Consider the following 18,683-nt stretch of genomic DNA (forward strand, 5'->3'; position numbering starts at 1 on the left):
TCAGGCCAATGGAGCCAGGCGAACTTCTTCGTTCTGAGCTGATGCGAGCATGTTCGAATAGAGTTCCACGTATTGCTTCGTCATCGTGTCTACGGAGAAGCGATCCAAGGCTCTCTTCCTTCCCGATTTCCTGATCTGTTTATATTGCTGCGAGTCTTCTTTCAACCTTCTTATGGCCCTGGCGAATTCGTCGGTATCATTCACAGGACAAAGAAAACCATCCACTCCGTTTCGGATGATCTCAGTAATTGGCGCTATTTCGGAGGTGACAACCGGCAACCCGCTTGCCATTGCCTCCACAATAACTAAACCAAACCCTTCACTGCGTGATGGAAAGAGAAGCACATCTGCATCCTGCAGGGCTTGGACTACCTGCTCCTCATTGGCCAAGTGACCAATATCGCGAGTGTTACCCTTCACTCTTCCTTCTTGCGGGCCGGTATAGAGGAGCTCAAAACCTGGGCCCAGCTTCCGCATTATTGGTTGAAGAAGATCAACGCCTTTTCTGGAGATCCAGCTACCAACATAGAGTAAGCGGAAGGGTTCGTTGCCTTCGTCCTTAGGTTTTGGGAAGAATCGATCAGTATCAATGCCGTTATAAATGACCCGGATGGGATGATCAACCAGGTCCTTCCGGGTTGCATCGGCTGCAAATTCGCTAACTGTCGTAGCTTGATTGGCAAGACGTAGCATGCGTCTTTCATTCGGAGCAATCCAGAATTGATGGTACAAGGCTCGCAGAATACCCTTTTGCTTCCGAAGTTCAGGGCGATGAACTGTATGATGAACAGTAACGACCAACGGCATGTCTTTGGGTAGTAGCCGCCAGTTTAGCCAAGTATTGGCGTGAACAATGTTTGACCAGTCGGGGGCTTGGGGGTGCCTTACACTCCAAGGGCAGTATTCAGCACGATGGGGTAACCAAGTTATTTCGGCCCTTACCCCTCGGGCATTCAGGTTGTCCGCGAGCGTTCGCGTGAACACATCGGTACCAGTCCCAGTTCGAACTGTGGGGAACCATACAGCCGGTGTAATCATAGGGTGTCCGTAGATTAAGGCGGCAGAGATATCGGGTTTGAGAAAAGGTAGCTTCAGGCTCTGAGTTTCTCAAAGATTCCGAGGTATCGGTTTTTGACGTTGCTCCACGAAAATTGTTCTATAGCATACTCTTTAAGGGCATCAATTTCATCAGTTGCAGCTTCTGATAGGGATAACCTTTGAACAACTTGTTCGGCAAAGATAGTGGTATCCTTGGGATTAACGAGGCAGAGACTTCTGAATTGCGGTGGAACGACATCTTGAGTAGCTGCGACATTACCTATTAAAATCGGACACCGAAAACTCATTGCTTCAATCGTTACAAGCCCCAAACCTTCGACATCTCCATTCTCGGCCTCTATGAACGGTGCGCAGAAAAGGCTGGCAGATTGGTAGTACTGAGGTAGCTTTTTCTGGGGAAGTGCGCCAACGAAACGGACTGACTCTGACAGTCCCAGCCGATGGGTTTGTTCTTCCAGATTAATCCGTTCGGGACCATCGCCAACGATGATTAACTCGCAGTCGCTTTGATGCAGAAGAATTCGTGGAAGTGCTTCGATCAGGTATTTCAGCCCTTTCTTCTCAACCAGCCGGCCAACAAACAGAATCTGGCCCGGCACCCTTTTCCTCGACGGCAATCTGAAATTTGACTCAAAGCCAATGCCCATTGGTGCTACATGGATGGATTCCTCTTTTGCACCTAGCCCAGTGGCTATTGGTTTCATGGGGCTGCTCGCTACCGTGACCGCATCTGCTCGCTCTAATACCTTTCGCTTCAGCCAGGTTCCAATAGGCCCTCGGAGCGCAAATAAATCCGCTCCATGGGAGGTGACGAGGACAGGCGGAAGAGGGCTGATTCGAGAAAGCAGCCACAGGACAAGACCTTGGGGAATGATCCAGTGGCAGTGAATTGCGATCGGGCGGACTTTTCGAATCGCACTGAGGGCAGCAACACACATGGAAAATACAAAAAGCGGAACGAGTAGCCACTTTAATGGGTTACGTTTCAGATTCGTAAGGATGCCTCCTCCATAAACAAGGGTTTGAAATTTTTCTGGAGCATAAGAGAAGCGTTGCACGCATACGGGGCCCAGCCATTCCTTTTTTTCTGAGCCAGGAGATCGAGCTGTAACGACAGTAACCTCATAATCTTCTGAAAGCTCGACACAAAGCCGGTGCACGAAGTTTGGTTCATGGTCGTCCGGCCAGCGTGGATAGGTTGAAGCAAGAACAAGTAATCTTGGTTTGGATTCGGATTCTCTGGCTGGCATGTCTCAGGGCGCTTAGATTTTCTTGTTGGTAACAACGGAGGATAAGTAGCTCAGGTGAATCTGTCGAGCTGAACCAGAAATTTAGATCTCAGCCTCCTCCAACAGTTCGGGCACCTCGGTTTCTCATCCGAATCTTTCGTAGATCCGTTCTCGCATGATATTCCTAGCCGCAGCCTCTCCATGGGGAATGTAGACTTTTCCCGGATGCAATGAGTCCTGCGCAAGCCAATCCTTGATCTCTTTATGTGAGCATGCCTAACACCTTCCTCCTGCAGCAAATCGGAGTCCGGAAGCAGCGCTTAGAAATGTTCGTGTTTCGCTTTCGTGCAGTAGATTTTTTCCTCGAACCCATTCTTTAAGTCGCGGGAAGGTAGCCAGAATGACCTATATGAGTATCGCATTCACCGACGCAGGCCCCACCGAAAATGGCGACCACCCCTAGATTGCAATTTTTTCACCCCTTTGGACAGGCTGCAATTGACGAGCAGACGATGCTCTCCATCAAGGTAAAGGTTTTGGGAACCGGTAACGGTGCCTCTGGTGCTAAGAGAGAGGAGTTTCATCGGCGTATCCTTCGGATTCTTTGTTCTATGAGTGATACTATGACGTAGATTTCGGAATGATGATAACCATTGGTTTTGATCCGGCTCTGTTTCCGTACAACACAGTCTTTTCAAGTTGCTGTTCAGGCATGGCTGTAATCCTGAGCTCTAATTTTGGTTCAGGTATTTGGTGCTGAAAACAATCAGGAAGTTTGATTATTTTTTGCCGTATAACGTTAAGGGAATCCAATAGGCTGAGTTCCTGTGATGCCGACACGGACTGCTGAATGTTTTATAAGCTCAAGGGAAATTCGTTGATCAAGGGCTCTGCGGTCTACTTATTTTCAAATATCCTAAATGCGGCCATTCCATTTGCCTTGCTGCCAGTGCTGACTCGCTTCCTAGAGCCAGCGGAATACGGCCAGGTGGCGATGTATCAAGTGCTTTTGGGGATACTCGGTGCATTCGTGGGGTTGAATGTTGCCGGCTCGGTGGCGCGCAAATATTACGATGATTTCCTTAAGACTGATGATCTGCAGAGGTTCATCGGGGCCTGCTTTCAGATTATGTTGCTAAGCGGTGCAGTGATATTTGTGTTGATGATTATTTTTGGGACTGATGTCGCTTTCTGGATGGGACTTCCAGTTGGCTGGGTCTATCTTGCGGTGCTTGTAAGCATGGCTGCATTTGCAGTCAGGCTTCGTCTCCTCCAGTGGCAGGTCCGAAAACAAGCGGTAAGATATGGGGAATTCCAAGTATCGCAAGGCTTCGTGAATATGGCTCTATCACTGACATTGGTGGTAGGCTTGTTGTTGGGGTCAGAGGGACGAATTATCGCGTTGTCCTTCACTACCATTCTTTTTGCCTTGGCGGCAATTGGGCTCCTCTTTCGGGACCGATTGATCAATTTTCTGTCATGGAGTCCCCGATTAATCAAAGATGCTCTCAGTCATGGTGTTCCTCTGATACCTCACGCTGTGGGACTCGTTCTCCTAGCTTCATTTGATCGTTTGATAATTAACGATAAGCTCGGTCTTGCTGAAGCTGGAATCTATATGGTTGCGGCGCAGCTAGCTGGTGGAATGGCGCTATTCTTCGATGCGATCAATAAAGCATATGTTCCGTGGTTGTTCGAGCACCTCAAACAGAACAGATCCTCGGACAAACAAAGGATTGTTCGGCTGACCTATATCTGCTTCTTTTTTATTCTTTTAGCGACAACAATCATAGCCTTATCTGGGCCATGGCTCGTTGTGCTCGTGGCAGGGCAGAACTATTCTGGAGCCGGTTCGGTGATTGGTTGGTTGGCACTCGGTCAAGCGTTTGGTGGATTTTATCTCATGGTTACAAACTACATAATTTTCTCAAAACGGACCGGATTACTCTCACTTGTTACGATCTCTTCCGGACTGGTCAACATAATACTATTGATTTTTATGGTTGAAGTTATGGGGATCGAAGGTGCGGCGATAGCTTTTTGTGTTTCAATGGCAATTCGATTCTTTCTCACTTGGTGGGTTGCCCAAAGACTCAACCCGATGCCGTGGTTTAATATTAAGTCAAAATGATTTAATTTTTAGTAGGTTTTTTCTGTTGGTGGGTAAATTAAGTAGATAACAAACTGAGTTATAAAAGTGAAAAAAATAGTAATCGTAAGCACCTACCCAGAATTTGGGTCAAGGAATATTGGTGACCAGCTAATAGTCGATTGTTTGATTGACATAGTTGATTCCTTCGGCATTTCGAGCGTAGACGTTGTTTGGAGGGCTGACGAGTGGGCTAATATTTCAAACAAGATACTTGGTGCAGACCATATTTTTTTCGCGTGCCTCGCAGTTCGACCCAACATGCACAGGAAAGAATATCCATATCTAAAGAATATTATTAAGTGCGGAGTGCCATTCTCAGTGGTATCAGCTGGCACAGACTTACCAGTTAACTGTAAGAGAAGCATTTTTAATGATGTCTCTAATGAAACCCTTGAATTGTTAGACGAAATAAATAGGGGAGCAACGGTAATCACAACGAGGGGGGTGTTGACCCAAGAATTTTTTCATATTCATGGCCTTAATAGGGCTAAATTTACTGGAGATGTGGCGTTCTATAGTAAGTTGTTCAAAGGAGTTCCCTTTGGCATAGGAAAAGATATAAAGAATATTATTGTTTCCGACCCACACCGATCAAGTTTTTACATGAAGTCGTTTCAGCGCCTAATAGAAGGTGTAAGATCTTTATTCCCATCGGCGAAAGTTAGGGTGGCCATTCACGGGGTTAATCCGGCGATTGAAACGGTTTGCAGTCAAATGAAGGTGCCTGCTACTCGGGTTTATGAAGACCCGAAAAGGGGCTTGGAAATTTATAACGATGCGGATTTGCATGTGGGTTACCGGGTTCATGGTCATGTTTCGGCGTTGAAGCGCAGAATTTACTCCTATTTGCTGGAGCAAGATGGTAGGGGCTGCGATTACGGACTTACAATCAACAGAAAGATAAGTGCCCCCAATTACCTACACGAAGATGACGACAGTGTGGTTCTTCACTACTTCAAGAAAATCTTTAGTCTGGTTTCAAGCTACAAGATTTCGGCTTCGTCTGCTCCAGCAGATGAGATTGTTTCGATGATTCGCGCTGATAAAGAAAACGGTTTTGTAAGATTTAATGGATTGGAAAGGCAGATAGATGATTTTAACGTCGAAGTGGAAAAATCGGTAAAAGAGTCGTTAAATGAGGGATAGCTTTCTAGGGTGGTACAAGAATGCGCAGGCAGTTTTGTCTGTAGAGCCTGAGATATGGCTCGCTTATTTGCATGGTCAGCAGTTAGAGAACCTTCCCCATCTGACTCGGGCAAAGCCTAGATTTCGTGGAGCTTGCATGCGGTTGATGGTGTTCTTTTACTACCTTACGAAAAATCTCCGTGTTGGTTTGGAGAGCAGTCATACAGGCGAACATGATTCAAAGTTCCTTTTCTACGGTAGCTCTGCTAATCAACTTAATGCGATGAACGCTACTATTGATGCGCTCAAGTCAAAGGGAGAAGCTGTAACCGCTATTGCGGCGTCTGAAGCCCGCGGGACTGAGGAGCAAAAGGCGCGTTATCAACCCTGTTATTTTTCTGTGTCTGATGAATTGAAGGCTATTGCGCTATTGGTATCGCGCGGAATCGGGCTTTATCAAGTATTAAAACGAAGGAGGTCAGAGTCTGCAAGTTGGTACTTCAATCATTTTTGTAAGCCTTATGTTTGCCTTGTCTATTTTGAGCGATTATTAAAGGAGGTTCGGCCTGAGTTTGTCATTACCTCTAACGACCATAATGTCGAAAACCGGTGTTTGTTAGCTGTAGCCCAAAAAATGGGTGTGCGTACCGTGTATATGCAACACGCATCGGTCAGCGAAGTATTCCCGGCTTTAAGCGTGGACTATGCCTTCCTGGATGGTCAGGCAGCGTTGGACGTATACAAAAAGTGCCGGGGAAATCGACCGGCTCATTTTAATGGGCCTCGGACGGTTGATGTTTTTCTTGCCGGGCAGCAAAAGCCCCTGAATTTTTTCCGCAGAAACGGCGCGTCGTGCGTCGGCGTAGCGCTGAACCCTTTGGACGATGGTGACGCAGTGGTCTCGCTTGTCGAGACCCTAAGGCGCGCAAGTGTGGAGGTATGCCTCCGTTGGCATCCTCGGCAGGACGAGGAAATAGTGCGAAGACTGAGGACTGCCTTTTGCGCTGATAAAGGTGTCCTGCTTAGCAACCCCAATCGTGAATCAGTATCAGGATTCATGGAGAAGATACGATTTCTTGTAGCGGGGAACAGTAGTATCCATCTTGAAGCCGCAATAGCTGGAGTTGCGCCAATTTACTTCGAGTCGACCGCCGTGGATCAACCGGATTATTACGGCTTTGTGCGAAACGGCATTGCTAAACACGCAGTGACTGGTAGGGATTTGCTGGATATGCTTTCTGTCGAAGATTCATCCTGGCCGAACCCTGCTTCTGTCAGGTATTACAGCGCCTCGTTTCACACGGAGTGGGAGGGGCGAGAAGGGGGCTTGGTAGCGGATTGCCTGCTCGCACTCAGGAATGGGGAAACAGACCTAATGCCGATAAATCCCATAAGCTTAAACGAGTCCTGACCTGAATTTTCCTTAGGACAGGTTTCCGTTCACTGGCGCTTGAGGTTTTGGTTCCTACAGAAAGTTTCGACTTTTCGATTAGAAATCGACAGCATCGAACAGATCCGGAGCAGTGGCGTTCCAGCCGAGTCTTTCGCGGATGATTTTCCGCATCAAATCACTAGCCACCGCCTCCCCATGGGTCACAAAAACCCTCTCCGGCTCCAGCCCCCCTTGCCCCAGCCACGCCAAAATCTCTTCATAATCCCCGTGCGCTGACAGCGAATCCAGATTAAAAACATCAGCCCTCACTGCCCAATACTCCCCATGAATTTTCACCGACTCCGCCCCCTTCACCAGGGCATCGCCGCGGGTACCGGGCGCCTGGAACCCGGCAAACACTATGCTGTTCCGCTCATTGGGTAAAAGCGTTTTCAAGTGGTGAAGCACCCGACCACCACTGGCCATGCCGCTGGCCGAGATGATCACGCAGGGGTACAGCACCGCCCCCAATTCGATGGATTCGTCCACGGTTCTAACGCAGGTGGTGTTCTGGTCAATCAGCTCGCACTGGGCGGCATCCAGCTTGTGTTCCTTGTGGTGCCGGCAAAAAATTTCGGTCGCTTTGATGGCCATGGGGCTGTTCAGGAACACGGGTAGCTTGGGAATTCGTCCCTCACGCATGATCTTGTGAATCACGTAGAGCAGCATCTGCGCCCGGCCGACGGCAAACGCCGGGATCAGGACAATACCGCCGCGGCCGACGGTTCGGGTGATGATGTCAGCGAGCTCCTTTTCCGGGTCGGTCTCTGCGTGCCTTCGGTCGCCGTAGGTGGACTCGCAAATCAGGATGTCGGCTTTCTGAATGGGCTCGGGAGGGCGCATGATCAGATCGTTCTGGCGCCCGACATCGCCGCTGAACACGACGGTCTTATTGCTGCCTTTGTGGGTGACGTGCACGCAGGACGAGCCGAGGATATGGCCCGCGGGCGTGAATTTAACTTGGAACCCTTTTATCGGTTCGAACGTTTCATGGTAGTGAAGCGACTCGAAATGCTTGAGGGCCTCCCAGGCGTCTTTCTGGGTGAACAGGGGTTCCGGGGTGTCGTGCTTGGAGAACTTTTTGCGGAAGGCGTATTTCGCGTCCTCTTCCTGCAGAAAGCCGGCATCGGGAAGCAATACCTTGCACAGCTCGTGGGTGGCGGTGGTGCAGTAGATTTTGCCCTTGAATCCGTTCTTCACCAGTGCCGGCAGGTAACCCGTATGGTCGATGTGAGCGTGGGTAAGCACAACGGCATTGAGGCTGGAAGGCTCTACCGGAAATGGGGCCCAATTCCGTCGACGCAGGGTTTTAACGCCCTGGTACATGCCGCAGTCGACCAGCAGGCGGTGCTTATCGTCGGAAAGCAGATAGCGGGAGCCGGTGACCGTACCGGTAGCGCCGAGGAATTGAAGTTTCATCAGTCAGCCCTCTGGTGAGCCATGCGTGCAATGTTAGTATGGCCCATGAGACGACAGACCGTTTTGATTTAAAGCAGGAAGCTGTACAGATGCGGTACGACACCATTCTTTCCGACGTTCTCAAGGTGGCCGACGAGGCCAGTGAGCGCGTTCTTCATATCTATCAGTCCGATTTTAAGGTGAGCTTCAAAGGCGACGAGTCGCCGATCACCGCCGCTGATATCGCCAGCCACGAGGTGATCGCTCGCGGATTGCGAAGCATCAGCAGCGACATCCCGATCCTTTCTGAGGAAGGCCAAGAGATTCCCTGGGACGAACGCCGGCATTGGCGTCGGTTCTGGCTGATTGACCCGGTCGATGGCACCCGTGAATTTACCCAGCGCTCCGGTGAGTTCACGGTCAACATTGCGCTGATTGAAAATGGATCCCCGGTGCTAGGGGTCGTTACCGTGCCGGTTTCCGGTGAAGCCTACTGGGGAGTGGTGGGCGAGGGCGCACACAAGCGAGATCGGGCCGGGCACCGCCAGGAAATACGGGTGATTGAGCCCAGAAAGCCCTTGCGCGTGGTGGCCAGCAAAAACCACCTGAACGAGGAAACCAGGGCGTTCATCGATGGCATGGGCGAGCATGAGCTAATTCAGGCCGGGAGTTCCCTCAAGTTCTGCCGCATTGCCGAGGGGCGAGCCGACGTTTACCCAAGGCTGGGGCCCACCTGTGAATGGGATACCGCCGCAGCGCAGGCCGTGCTGGTGGCTGCCGGGGGGCGTGTTGAAACCCTGAATGGCGAGGCGCTGCGCTACGGCAAGCAAAACCTGCTGAATCCTCATTTCATTGCATCAAGTGGGTGGGTTTGATGAGTTGGTATGCGCTGCAGCACAAACCGGCACAGGGCGACCGCGCGTTGGGCCATCTGCAAAATCAGGGCATCTGCGCCTTCTACCCAAAAGTCAGTGTGGAGAAGGTGCACTCAGGAAAGCGCTGCACACGTTCTGAGCCGCTGTTCCCAGGCTATATTTTTGTGCACCTTGAGCCCACGGACCCCATGTGGGCCAAGCTGCGATCCACCCGTGGAGTCCTGAAAGTGGTCGGCTTCGGTGGAAGGCCGGTGCCGATCTCCGATGACGTAATCAGCCATATCCAACACAGCCTGACGGCGGTAGAGGCCCAAGGTGGTATTCGGCCGGGAGAAGCGGTGCAGCTGCAAGAGGGGCCGTTTGAGGGCATGAATGCGATTTTCGAGTCCTACGATGGCGAAGCGCGCGCGGTGGTCCTCATTCAGTTCATGCAAAAGCAGCAGAGTGTCAAAGTGCCCCTGACGGCGATTGGTCGATAGAAGTGCGGGCCAAGGGGGAATCCGTGCAGAGCTGATGGTTTCACAATCTTTCACGCCTCTGTGGGCAGAAAGCAGGGCGATCTGCCCAATTAGCCCTTGAATGGCCTTACAAAAAAGTTAGAATCTGTGACGCATTACCCGTTTTTCAAGGAATGAAAGAGAGCATGCGAGCTCACCGGGCCCCGCCTTTTTTTCCTTCTGTAAATTCAGTGATCAACAACCAAAAGTACCTTATGACCTCAAAACACTGGGCCCTGGTCGGTGGGGCGGTAGCGTGCCTGACGGCAACATCAGGCGTAGCGCAGCCTCAAAAAGACTTGGCATTTCCTGGCTACAGTGGTTTTCTCAATGTGCCCTCGGCCACCGTACTCAACCATGGCCAAGCCGATGTGCAATGGTCCGATCAGGCGTATCTGGATCGCCCTAGTCGGCGCGGATACGGCTACTACAACAACGTCAGCGGTGCCTTTGGTGTTTTTCCGAATGTCGAGGTTGGCGGTCGGCTGACCTGGGATCGTACCCAGTCCAACTGCTACACAGAAGGCTGCAGCATCCGTGACCTGTCGGCCAACGTGAAAGTACAAGCGCCGTTTATTCCGGAGGACTGGTTCACTCTGGCTGCCGGGGTGCAGGACCTTGGCGGTGAGACGGACGACTTCGAGGCTTATTACCTGGTGGCCGGCCGCCAGTTCGGGCCGGTGGAAGTGGCGCTAGGTTACGGACAACCCCAGCGCACGCCGCGCTACCTGGATGGCGCCTTCGGTGCCGTCAGCTACCGGCCGTTGCCCTGGCTGAGTGTCATGGTTGAACACGACAGCCTGGATGCCCGTGCCGGCATCGGCGCCAACACGCCGCAGGGTTGGTTGCCCTGGGGCTTGCAAGTCAAAGCCAAAGTGCTGGCCTGGGATGAGGGCGACAGCGACAACGATCGCAATTTTGCCTCCATTGGCTTGTCTCTGCCGTTCGGCAATGCGTCCCGCAAGGAGCGTCTTGGTTCTTCCAGGCCATTGCCGGCGCAAGCGGCCGAGCTTCGGGACCAGTCGCAATCAGCGCCCGCGTTCAGTGAGAAGGGACCCACTGTTGAGCCGCCCAACACCACTGAGTCGGCAGAATCACCCAATCAGGCTTCTGGGCAGAGAGTTTCCCGGCAGATCGGTCAGCAGCTGGTCGACTACGGTTACGAAAATGTCCGCACCCGAAGTGCAGACGGCACCCTGCACATCTGGTGGGAGAACAATCTCTACAACAGGGACGAACGCGACAGCATTCTCCACGTCGCCCGCATCGCACGGCAAGCGGCAGGCAGTCATCGCCGGGCTGAATTGACCCTGCTTAACCAGGGGGTGCCGGTTGAAACCCGCATCATCGCGCTCAGTGACGAGCAGAATGTTCAGTCCCAGCGCCGTTATGCGGAATCCACCTTGATGGAGCCGACTCAGCCGGACTGGGATTTTAAAGGCAGCTACGGCCCCAGCTGGAAGCCGAGACTCACCCTCAGCCCGAGCCTGAGTTCGGGGGTGGCGACTGAGTATGGTGTTTGGGACGTTTCGTTGGCTCTGTCTTCCGAGCTGGCGGTCAATTTGTGGCCTGGGGCGCTGGCTTCGGCTCGATACGATGCGGAAATTTACCAGACCGACGATTTCGAACGGGGCGGCGTGTTCTACGACAGTCGTCAGCGCACCGCTCTGGTGGAGGCGGAGTTCCAGCAGACCATCAAACTGCACCCACAGCTGTACACCAGTTTTCACGCGGGTCGCTACGCCCTGAACTATAACGGCGCGATCAACGAAACCCTGTTGCTGAGTCCCGGCGGCCATCACGCCATTGGTTTCCTGGGGGGAAAGTTTAGCCACACCAAGTTCGACGCCGACAACCGTACCCAGGCGCTGGCCCAATACAGCTATTACAACCCTGAGTTGGATGCCCAATTCACTGTTTATGGCGGCCAGTTCTTCGCCGAGGACACAGGCTTCCGAGTGGACAGCCGGTTCTGGTTCGGTGATTACGCCATCACTCTTCAGTACAAAAACACCGATGCCGAGTTCGTCAGCCTGGGTTGGGTGATTCCGCTCACCCCAGTGAAGGATCACCAGTTCCGCTATTTCCAGGTCAGAGGTGATGCCGATTGGAACTACGCAGTGCAAACACGCATCAACGAGGACAGCAACGACGTCTCGTTTGGCGGAGCGGGCATCATCCGCTCGTCCAATCCTCTGCAGGAAACCTATTTCAACCGGGGGCGCCTCGTGGACTAACAGGCGTTCCCTCAATCAACCAAAGCTAATCGAAAAAACGAGCCCTGGCTTGCGTTTGGTACTGCCAGACATTACGTTTCAAGGGCAATCAGGTATAGTGCTTGCCAGAAAAGGAAGCGGGTACAACCTAAATCTCAGGAGAAGAGGTAACAATGATGTACGCCAAAAAGGGAAGCTTCAGAAAATCACTGCTTGCAACTGCGGTTCTGGCGCCGGCGATGATCGTGGCCGGTTGCGGCAGCAGCTATGACTCCCGGAATGACAGCGGGAGTTCAAAGAGCGGTGTGGCTTATGACGGTTATCTGAAGAACGCAAAGGCTTGCGTGGATGTGAACCTGAACAAGGTTTGTGATGCGGGTGAGCCCAGCACTACTACCATCCAAGGCGGTATTTACCTATTCGACGGTCTGACTGAGGCGCAGGCCCTGTTCCCGTTGGCTTTGGAAGCCACCGCCGGTACGACGGTTGATGAGGACACCGACGAAGCGGTTGACGAAGATTTCGTCTACGTCGCACCAGCCAGCGCATCAACCCTCTCCGCGTTCACTACCCTGATCCAAATCGACACTGAACGCCGCATTGCAGCGGGTGCGACTCCCGCAGAGGCCGAAGTAGCTGCAAAAGCAGAGCTGGCTGCCCTGGTTGGAGCTCCGGTAGGAACCGACCTGACCGACTATGACGCGGTTGCAAAGTCGAAAGCAAACGACAGCGACGCCAACCAAGCCACTCAGTTGCGCGTGCTGAACCAGGTCCTCACGAAGCAAATGATTGCTGCCATCAATGATGCGCCGGCGGGCGATAAGTCTGCGGTCCTGAATGCCGTGGGCAAGAAGGTCAAGGATAAAGTCGCGGTGACCAAGGGTGTGGTCGATCAGAAGCTGAGTGAGAGTGGTGTCACTGGCCCCGACATAACCGGTGAGACCATCGCTCAGATTGCGACGCAGACCATTGCCGAGGCCGTTACCCAAGTGGAAGCGGTTACCTCTGCAGACATCGCCGAAGCGGTGGCTGAGATCAAAAAAGCCCAGGCGCAAATTATTGCCGTCATCAAGGAAGCAGTGGACGAGCAAGTACCGGATCCTGAAGAGCCGGAAGAGCCCACAACCGGCGGCACAGGCGGAACGGGTGGCTCCAGCGGTGGCCAGGGCACCAGCTAAGAGCTAGCTGAGCCCACTGATTCGGCCCCGGGTTCTCCCCGGGGCCGTTGTTTTACCTCTTAAGAAACCTTCCCGAGGAAGTATCTACCGGATGAGAGTATTACTTACACTGGTTGTGATGGTCAGCTTCGCCGGCTGTGCCGTTATCCCTGGCGCCAACATACCTTTCGAGGCCGAGCGTGATGACAGCTTCGACCTCGAAGAAATGGTCTCCATCCATACCATCTCTCCCAAGCTGCTTCAGCAGCGCGCGGCCGATCCTGAGCCTACACCGGTACTGAACACCTCGTTGGAAGCTGAGATTCAGAATTATGACTACACGGTCAACCGTGGCGATGTGTTGAACATCACCGTGTGGGACCATCCGGAACTTACCATTCCGGCGGGCGGAGATCGCAGCCCTTCCGAGGCGGGCAACTGGGTGCACAGCGACGGCACCATCTTTTACCCCTATGTTGGAAAAGTGAAAGTCGCGGGTCTGAAAGTCACTGAGATTCGGGATATCTTGCGCGAGCGCTTGGCGGAATACATTGAGTCTCCTCAGGTGGACGTCACCGTCGCCTCTTTCCGCTCCAAGCGCGTCTACCTGACCGGAGAGGTCAAGCAGCCGGGCACGCAACCGATCACCAATGTGCCGCTAACACTCTTGGAGGCGGTTAGTAACGCCGGCGGTCTCACCGAGGTTGCAGACTGGACCCACGTGACGCTCACCCGGGACGGGCAATCCAAACGCTACTCGTTGCGTGAGCTCTATAGCCAAGGCGATACCCGAGAAAACGTGTTGCTGCGCCCAAACGATATTATTCACGTCGCGCGTAATGACGCTGCAAAAATCTTCGTGCTCGGCGAAGTCATCAAGCCGATGAGTCTGAATGTTGGGCGTTCAGATATTACGCTCGCCGAGGCTCTGACCGAATCTGGTGGGTTTGATCAAGGCATTGCCGATGCCAATGGAGTGTTTGTAATCCGCAAGGCAGCTGAAGAGACCGGAAAAATTGCGGATGTGTTCCAGCTTTATGCTCGGAACGCCACAGCATTGGTACTGGCCGACCAGTTTAAGCTGCAACCGCGTGATATTGTGTATGTAACCGCCGCGCCGATTGCGCGCTGGAACCGTCTGATTGCGCAAATCGTTCCGACCGCTCAGGCGGTTTATCTCCTTTCCCGCACCGACGGCGAAATTTCAACCAACTTCTAGTGCCATGTTCAACAATATTCTGATTGTCTGTGTGGGGAACATTTGCCGCAGCCCGATGGCTGAGTACCTGATGCGCGCGAGGTTGGCACATCGGTCGGATAAGTCGGTAAGCTCGGCGGGCATCGGTGCGTTGGTTGGCGAGCCCGCAGACCTGACGGCGCAAGCGATCCTTGCGGAACATGGCATAGACGCGAAAGATCACCGAGCGCGGCAGGTCACCACAGATACCTTGGCCGGTGCCGACCTGATCCTCGCCATGGAAGACAAACACCTCAAAAGGCTTCATGAGTTGGCACCAGAGATTCGAGGGCGGGCGTTTTTGCTTGGCAAATGGCAAGACGATCAGCCGGTTCCCGATCCCTACCGACAGCAACGCCCGGCCTTTGACCACGCGTTTCAACTTATTTCTGACGCCACCGATAGCTGGCTCAAGTACTTGGATAATTAATCGTAATGACTGACAGCCCCACCAGTTCCCCTCAGCAACCGAAAATGGACTCAGGCCAGGACGATGAAATCGACCTCTTGGCGCTTTTTGGAACTCTTTGGGACGGTCGCTGGCTGATTATTAGTGTCACGCTTGCATTCGCCGTATTGGGCGTGGCCTATGCACTACTCAAGACGCCGATATACCAAGCGAACGCCCTTATTCAGGTTGAGGATAAGCAAGGTGGGCTTCCAGGAATGGAAAACCTGTCCGGTCTTCTGGAGTCGCCCTCCAATGCTGAAACCGAAATTCAGCTCATCAAAAGCCGTCGGGTGCTAGGCAAGGTGGTTGATAACCTCAACTTGGACATTGTGATTACGCCCAACTATTTCCCTGTCGTCGGTGAGGCCATTGCACGGCGCTTTAACGGCGGTCCCGGGGAGGTTGCAGAACCGTTATGGGACGCCGAGTATGCCTGGGGCGGTGAGAAACTGACAATCACCCGAATGGAAGTCCCGGGGAAGACCGGAAATTTCTTCCTCAGAGCCACTGAAAGTGGTTGGCAGCTTCTGAATGAGGAACGTAAGCCTCTTTTGGAGGGTAAAGTAAATGAACCAGCGGACAATGGGCGCTATGCGTTGATGGTGACAGAGCTCGTGGCCAAGCCTGGCACTCTTTTCAACGTCACTAAGAGATCCAGCTACAGTGCTACCAATGGATTGCAAGGCGGCATCAGTGCGGGTGAAAAGGGTCGAGGCTCGGGCATTATAGCGTTAACGTACCAACACCCGAATCCCGGAATGGCAGAAAGAATTCTAGACGAAGTGAGCAGGAATTACGTTCGCCAGAACATTGAACGAAGCAGCGCCGAAGCTGCACAGTCGCTGGAGTTTTTGCGCAGCCAGTTGCCCCAGGTCAAAAAGGACTTGGAGGCGGCTGAGAGGCGATTGAACGAATACCAGGTAACGGCGGTAACCATTGACATCACCGCCGAGAGCAGCTCGCTGCTCCAGCAGATAGTAGAGCTGGAAACTCGGATTTCCGAATTGGAAATTCAACGGGCAGAGATTGAGCAGCGCTTTCAGCCCACTCACCCGCGCTACAAGGCATGGGCCTCCCAGATGGCAGAGCTCAAACAACGCCGCGCCGAACTTGATCGTAAAATCGGCACCCTGCCGGAAACCCAGCAAGAGTTGGTGAGGCTCCGAAGAGACGTCGAAGTCGGCAACGAGATTTACCTGCAAATGCTCTCCAATATCCAGCAACTGGACATTGCAAGGGCGGGCACCGTAGGTAATGTTCGGGTCGTGGATGAGGCTGCCGCGAATACGGCCGCGCCGGTCAAGCCGAAAAGGGCCTTGATCGTCATGGTCGCGCTGTTGTTGGGCGGAACGGTCGGGGTGGGCATGGTACTGCTTAGATCGGCGTTTAATCGGGGAGTGGAGAATCCGGAGGACATTGAGAAAATCGGCTTGCCGGTGTACGCGAGCATTCCGCTATCAGACACCCAGGCTGAACTCGTTAAACCGAAGAGCCGAGCTCAGCTTCGTGGCAAAGAACGTGCCTCTGGCCTGCTCGCAGTGGTCAATCCGGCGGATTTAGCTATTGAATCCCTGCGTAGCCTGCGAACCAGCCTCCACTTCGGGATGATGGACGCCAAAAACAACGTTCTGATGATCTCCGGTCCCAGCCCGGGTGTAGGTAAAACCTTTGTCTCCGTGAATCTTGCTGCGGTCATGGCCATGGGGAACCAAAAGGTGCTGCTGATTGACGGCGATCTGCGACGAGGCTTTTCCCACGACGTGTTCAGAGTGCGGAATGAAAACGGTCTTTCGGACCTTCTCAGCGGTAAGGCAAGTGCGAAAGAGGTCGTTTGGCCTTCAGGCGTAGAGGGGCTAGACTTTGTTAGCCGGGGAACTACGCCTCCGAACCCGTCTGAATTATTGATGAGCAAACGATTTGATGAATTCCTGGCTGGTTTCTCCGAAAAATATGACCTCGTGATTATCGACACCCCCCCCGTTCTGGCGGTAACCGATGCAGCCATTGTTGGCAAACACGCCGGCACCACCATGCTGGTTGCTAGGTTTGGCATAAACCCAGTCAAAGAAATAGAGCTCACCAAGCGTCGCTTTGAACAAAACGGCATACAAGTCAAAGGCGCGATCTTCAATGGGATCGAAAAGAAAGCGTCCAACTACAGTTATGGCAGTTATGGCTACTATAACTATGAATACAAGTCAGACCAAACATGACGCCCTTTCTTCAAGATAAGTCTGAAAATGGTCGTGATCATTCCGAAATGTGTGCCAATTGTATTGCCATCAATGTTTCGGAGAAGACTTGCTCGTGAGTGATAGCTCCCTTCAACATGTTGATCCCACTGAGATAGGCAGCAAGGCTCGTAGTGGCGCCTTTTGGTCGGCGCTGCAGATAATTGGGCGAAATGTACTTAGTATCGGTACCACAGCATTGCTGGCCCGGATGCTTGCTCCGGAGGATTACGGCCTTATGGGGATGGTTGCGACACTTACGGTGTTGCTGCTGGTTTTCTCCGACATGGGATTAAGCTGGGCAACGGTTCAGCGTCGAGATCTTTCCTCCGCCCAGGTAAGTAATCTGTTTTGGATTAACGCTATCGTCGGCTTGGTCCTCTGGGCGGGCTGTATTGCTGTTGCACCATTTCTCGCTCGTTTTTATGGCGAACCGGAAATTGAGTCGATAACAATGGTGATGGGCGCTACCTTCCTAATTGGGGGGCTGGCTGTGCAGCCTTTTGCGCTCATGCGGCGGCGAATGGAGTTTCGGCAGATTGCTTGGATCGAGATTGGGGCCGTCGTCGTTTCTGCCATTATCGCAATCATAGCTGCGGCACGTGGTATGGGATACTGGGCATTGGTGATTCAGGCTCTCGCTGGTCAAGTTTTTCGCTTAATTACGGCGCTTCCCGTATCAGGGATTCAGCTCCATCTTCCTCGCAGCAGAGTCGGCACTAAAAGCATGGTTACTTTTGGTGGGCTCTTAGCCTTGAATGGGCTTCTTATATATGTTGCACGACATGCAGATAGCGTTTTAATTGGCCGTTTTTTTGGAGCTGAGGAACTGGGTTATTACGATCGGGCATACTTCCTTATGTTGTTGCCGAGTACTTTGGCCACGGGTGTGTTGGCCAATCTCATGGTCCCGTCGCTTTCGGCTCTTCAAGATGAACAAGAACGTTTTGCTTCGGCTTATAGAAGAGCGCTAAGAATGGTGGCGTTCGTAGGCTGCCCTCTAGCAGCTGGCTTGGCTTTGGTCGCGCATGAGGCTGTGTTGCTGGTTTATGGGGATCAGTGGAGTCCCGTTGCCACATTGCTGGTTTGGCTATCTATCGCGGGTGTTACTCAGCCGATTTACAACACTACCGGCTGGCTCTTTACAGCAAAGGCTAAAGGCAAACAGTATTTCGGTCTAACGGTTATGAATGCAGTCGCACTGGTTGCCGCACTTTCGCTTGGTGTGAAGTGGGGGGCTGTCGGTGTTGCTCAGGCTTATGGCCTGATGATGGGGCTGGTGTTGATTTGGCCGTCGATGTGGCTGGCGCACCGCGCGGCAGGTCTTTCGCTTTTTGCAACGATTGATACGCTCCGCCCTGTCGCATCTTGCCTTGTTTTGATGTCAGCCGTTGTCTTGGTGGTGGGCTGGGCGAGTGACGTTTTGGGTCTTCCCTGGTGGGTCGTCCTGTTGGTCAAGATTGCGAGTGGGGTTGTTGCCTATGGGGTGGCGGCCGTTTTCTGGGCAAGGGAGATTATTTTTGTGGATGTGATCCCGATGCTACCCAAGCGGATGGGCCGCATGGTCGCTAAAGTAGGGGGGATCAAAAGATGGGGTCAGGATCTCGGTTAGAGCATGGGCGTG

At 52.8% G+C, this 18,683-nt stretch carries 14 protein-coding genes; 11 read left to right on the forward strand and 3 right to left on the reverse strand.

Annotation, left to right across the window (positions count from 1 at the left end; genetic code table 11):
- The gene (locus tag U5822_RS12095) at nt 1–1,038 is read right to left on the reverse strand and encodes a glycosyltransferase family 4 protein (RefSeq protein ID WP_322855876.1); all 1,038 of its coding nucleotides are present in this window, start codon (nt 1,036–1,038) and stop codon (nt 1–3) included.
- A gap of 53 nt (nt 1,039–1,091) precedes the next feature.
- The gene (locus tag U5822_RS12100) at nt 1,092–2,309 is read right to left on the reverse strand and encodes a glycosyltransferase (RefSeq protein ID WP_322855877.1); all 1,218 of its coding nucleotides are present in this window, start codon (nt 2,307–2,309) and stop codon (nt 1,092–1,094) included.
- A gap of 829 nt (nt 2,310–3,138) precedes the next feature.
- On the opposite strand from U5822_RS12100, the gene U5822_RS12105 reads away from it, so the two are divergent.
- The 3 genes from U5822_RS12105 (at nt 3,139) to U5822_RS12115 (ending at nt 6,976) form a co-directional block, all read left to right on the forward strand.
- Nucleotides 3,139–4,419 carry a lipopolysaccharide biosynthesis protein gene (locus U5822_RS12105; protein ID WP_322855878.1) on the forward strand — a complete coding sequence of 427 codons (1,281 nt, stop codon included), beginning with the start codon at nt 3,139–3,141 and terminating at the stop codon, nt 4,417–4,419.
- 66 nt (nt 4,420–4,485) lie between these two features.
- Complete coding sequence (locus U5822_RS12110; RefSeq protein ID WP_322855879.1) at nt 4,486–5,586, forward strand: polysaccharide pyruvyl transferase family protein; 1,101 nt, start codon at nt 4,486–4,488, stop codon at nt 5,584–5,586.
- Between the two features lie 136 nt (nt 5,587–5,722).
- Nucleotides 5,723–6,976 (forward strand): hypothetical protein, encoded by a 1,254-nt coding sequence (locus U5822_RS12115; RefSeq protein WP_322855880.1) that lies wholly within the window; start codon nt 5,723–5,725, stop codon nt 6,974–6,976.
- A gap of 78 nt (nt 6,977–7,054) precedes the next feature.
- Here U5822_RS12115 and U5822_RS12120 read toward each other — a convergent pair whose 3' ends face one another.
- Nucleotides 7,055–8,416, reverse strand: coding sequence for an MBL fold metallo-hydrolase (locus U5822_RS12120; RefSeq protein WP_322855881.1), 1,362 nt, complete (start codon nt 8,414–8,416; stop codon nt 7,055–7,057).
- A gap of 89 nt (nt 8,417–8,505) precedes the next feature.
- Between U5822_RS12120 and cysQ the strand changes: the two genes are divergently transcribed.
- From cysQ to U5822_RS12160, 8 genes are all read left to right on the forward strand, one after another.
- A complete protein-coding gene (gene cysQ, locus U5822_RS12125; RefSeq protein ID WP_322856926.1) occupies nt 8,506–9,270 on the forward strand; it encodes a 3'(2'),5'-bisphosphate nucleotidase CysQ in 765 nt (254 codons plus the stop codon).
- Nucleotides 9,270–9,749 carry a transcription/translation regulatory transformer protein RfaH gene (gene rfaH / locus U5822_RS12130; RefSeq protein WP_322855882.1) on the forward strand — a complete coding sequence of 160 codons (480 nt, stop codon included), beginning with the start codon at nt 9,270–9,272 and terminating at the stop codon, nt 9,747–9,749. Before cysQ ends, rfaH begins: the two co-directional genes overlap by 1 nt.
- Nucleotides 9,750–9,958: 209 nt before the next feature.
- On the forward strand, nt 9,959–12,004 hold the full coding sequence (locus U5822_RS12135; RefSeq protein WP_322855883.1) for a YjbH domain-containing protein: 2,046 nt from the start codon (nt 9,959–9,961) through the stop codon (nt 12,002–12,004).
- Nucleotides 12,005–12,156: 152 nt separating this feature from the next.
- Nucleotides 12,157–13,161 (forward strand): hypothetical protein, encoded by a 1,005-nt coding sequence (locus tag U5822_RS12140; RefSeq protein ID WP_322855884.1) that lies wholly within the window; start codon nt 12,157–12,159, stop codon nt 13,159–13,161.
- 91 nt (nt 13,162–13,252) lie between these two features.
- The gene (locus U5822_RS12145; protein WP_322855885.1) at nt 13,253–14,359 is read left to right on the forward strand and encodes a polysaccharide export protein; all 1,107 of its coding nucleotides are present in this window, start codon (nt 13,253–13,255) and stop codon (nt 14,357–14,359) included.
- Nucleotides 14,360–14,363: 4 nt separating this feature from the next.
- Nucleotides 14,364–14,807, forward strand: a complete 444-nt coding sequence (locus U5822_RS12150; protein ID WP_322855886.1) for a low molecular weight protein-tyrosine-phosphatase — start codon at nt 14,364–14,366, stop codon at nt 14,805–14,807.
- Nucleotides 14,808–14,812: 5 nt separating this feature from the next.
- Nucleotides 14,813–17,041, forward strand: coding sequence for a polysaccharide biosynthesis tyrosine autokinase (locus U5822_RS12155; RefSeq protein WP_322855887.1), 2,229 nt, complete (start codon nt 14,813–14,815; stop codon nt 17,039–17,041).
- 94 nt (nt 17,042–17,135) lie between these two features.
- Entirely contained in the window at nt 17,136–18,671 is a 1,536-nt protein-coding gene (locus U5822_RS12160; protein ID WP_322855888.1) for a lipopolysaccharide biosynthesis protein, read from the forward strand.
- Nucleotides 18,672–18,683: the final 12 nt, after the last annotated feature.

Source organism: Marinobacter qingdaonensis (genome assembly GCF_034555935.1).
Classification (GTDB): Bacteria; Pseudomonadota; Gammaproteobacteria; order Pseudomonadales; family Oleiphilaceae; genus Marinobacter; species Marinobacter qingdaonensis.

What these genes read in the sequence shown, in the direction of transcription:
- U5822_RS12095 (WP_322855876.1), bottom strand. Translation starts at nt 1,038, where the DNA reads ATGATTACACCGGCTGTATGGTTCCCCACAGTTCGAACTGGGACTGGT.
- U5822_RS12100 (WP_322855877.1), bottom strand. Translation starts at nt 2,309, where the DNA reads ATGCCAGCCAGAGAATCCGAATCCAAACCAAGATTACTTGTTCTTGCT.
- U5822_RS12105 (WP_322855878.1), top strand. Translation starts at nt 3,139, where the DNA reads ATGTTTTATAAGCTCAAGGGAAATTCGTTGATCAAGGGCTCTGCGGTC.
- U5822_RS12115 (WP_322855880.1), top strand. Translation starts at nt 5,723, where the DNA reads ATGCGGTTGATGGTGTTCTTTTACTACCTTACGAAAAATCTCCGTGTT.
- U5822_RS12120 (WP_322855881.1), bottom strand. Translation starts at nt 8,416, where the DNA reads ATGAAACTTCAATTCCTCGGCGCTACCGGTACGGTCACCGGCTCCCGC.
- cysQ (WP_322856926.1), top strand. Translation starts at nt 8,506, where the DNA reads ATGCGGTACGACACCATTCTTTCCGACGTTCTCAAGGTGGCCGACGAG.
- rfaH (WP_322855882.1), top strand. Translation starts at nt 9,270, where the DNA reads ATGAGTTGGTATGCGCTGCAGCACAAACCGGCACAGGGCGACCGCGCG.
- U5822_RS12140 (WP_322855884.1), top strand. Translation starts at nt 12,157, where the DNA reads ATGATGTACGCCAAAAAGGGAAGCTTCAGAAAATCACTGCTTGCAACT.
- U5822_RS12145 (WP_322855885.1), top strand. Translation starts at nt 13,253, where the DNA reads ATGAGAGTATTACTTACACTGGTTGTGATGGTCAGCTTCGCCGGCTGT.
- U5822_RS12150 (WP_322855886.1), top strand. Translation starts at nt 14,364, where the DNA reads ATGTTCAACAATATTCTGATTGTCTGTGTGGGGAACATTTGCCGCAGC.
- U5822_RS12155 (WP_322855887.1), top strand. Translation starts at nt 14,813, where the DNA reads ATGACTGACAGCCCCACCAGTTCCCCTCAGCAACCGAAAATGGACTCA.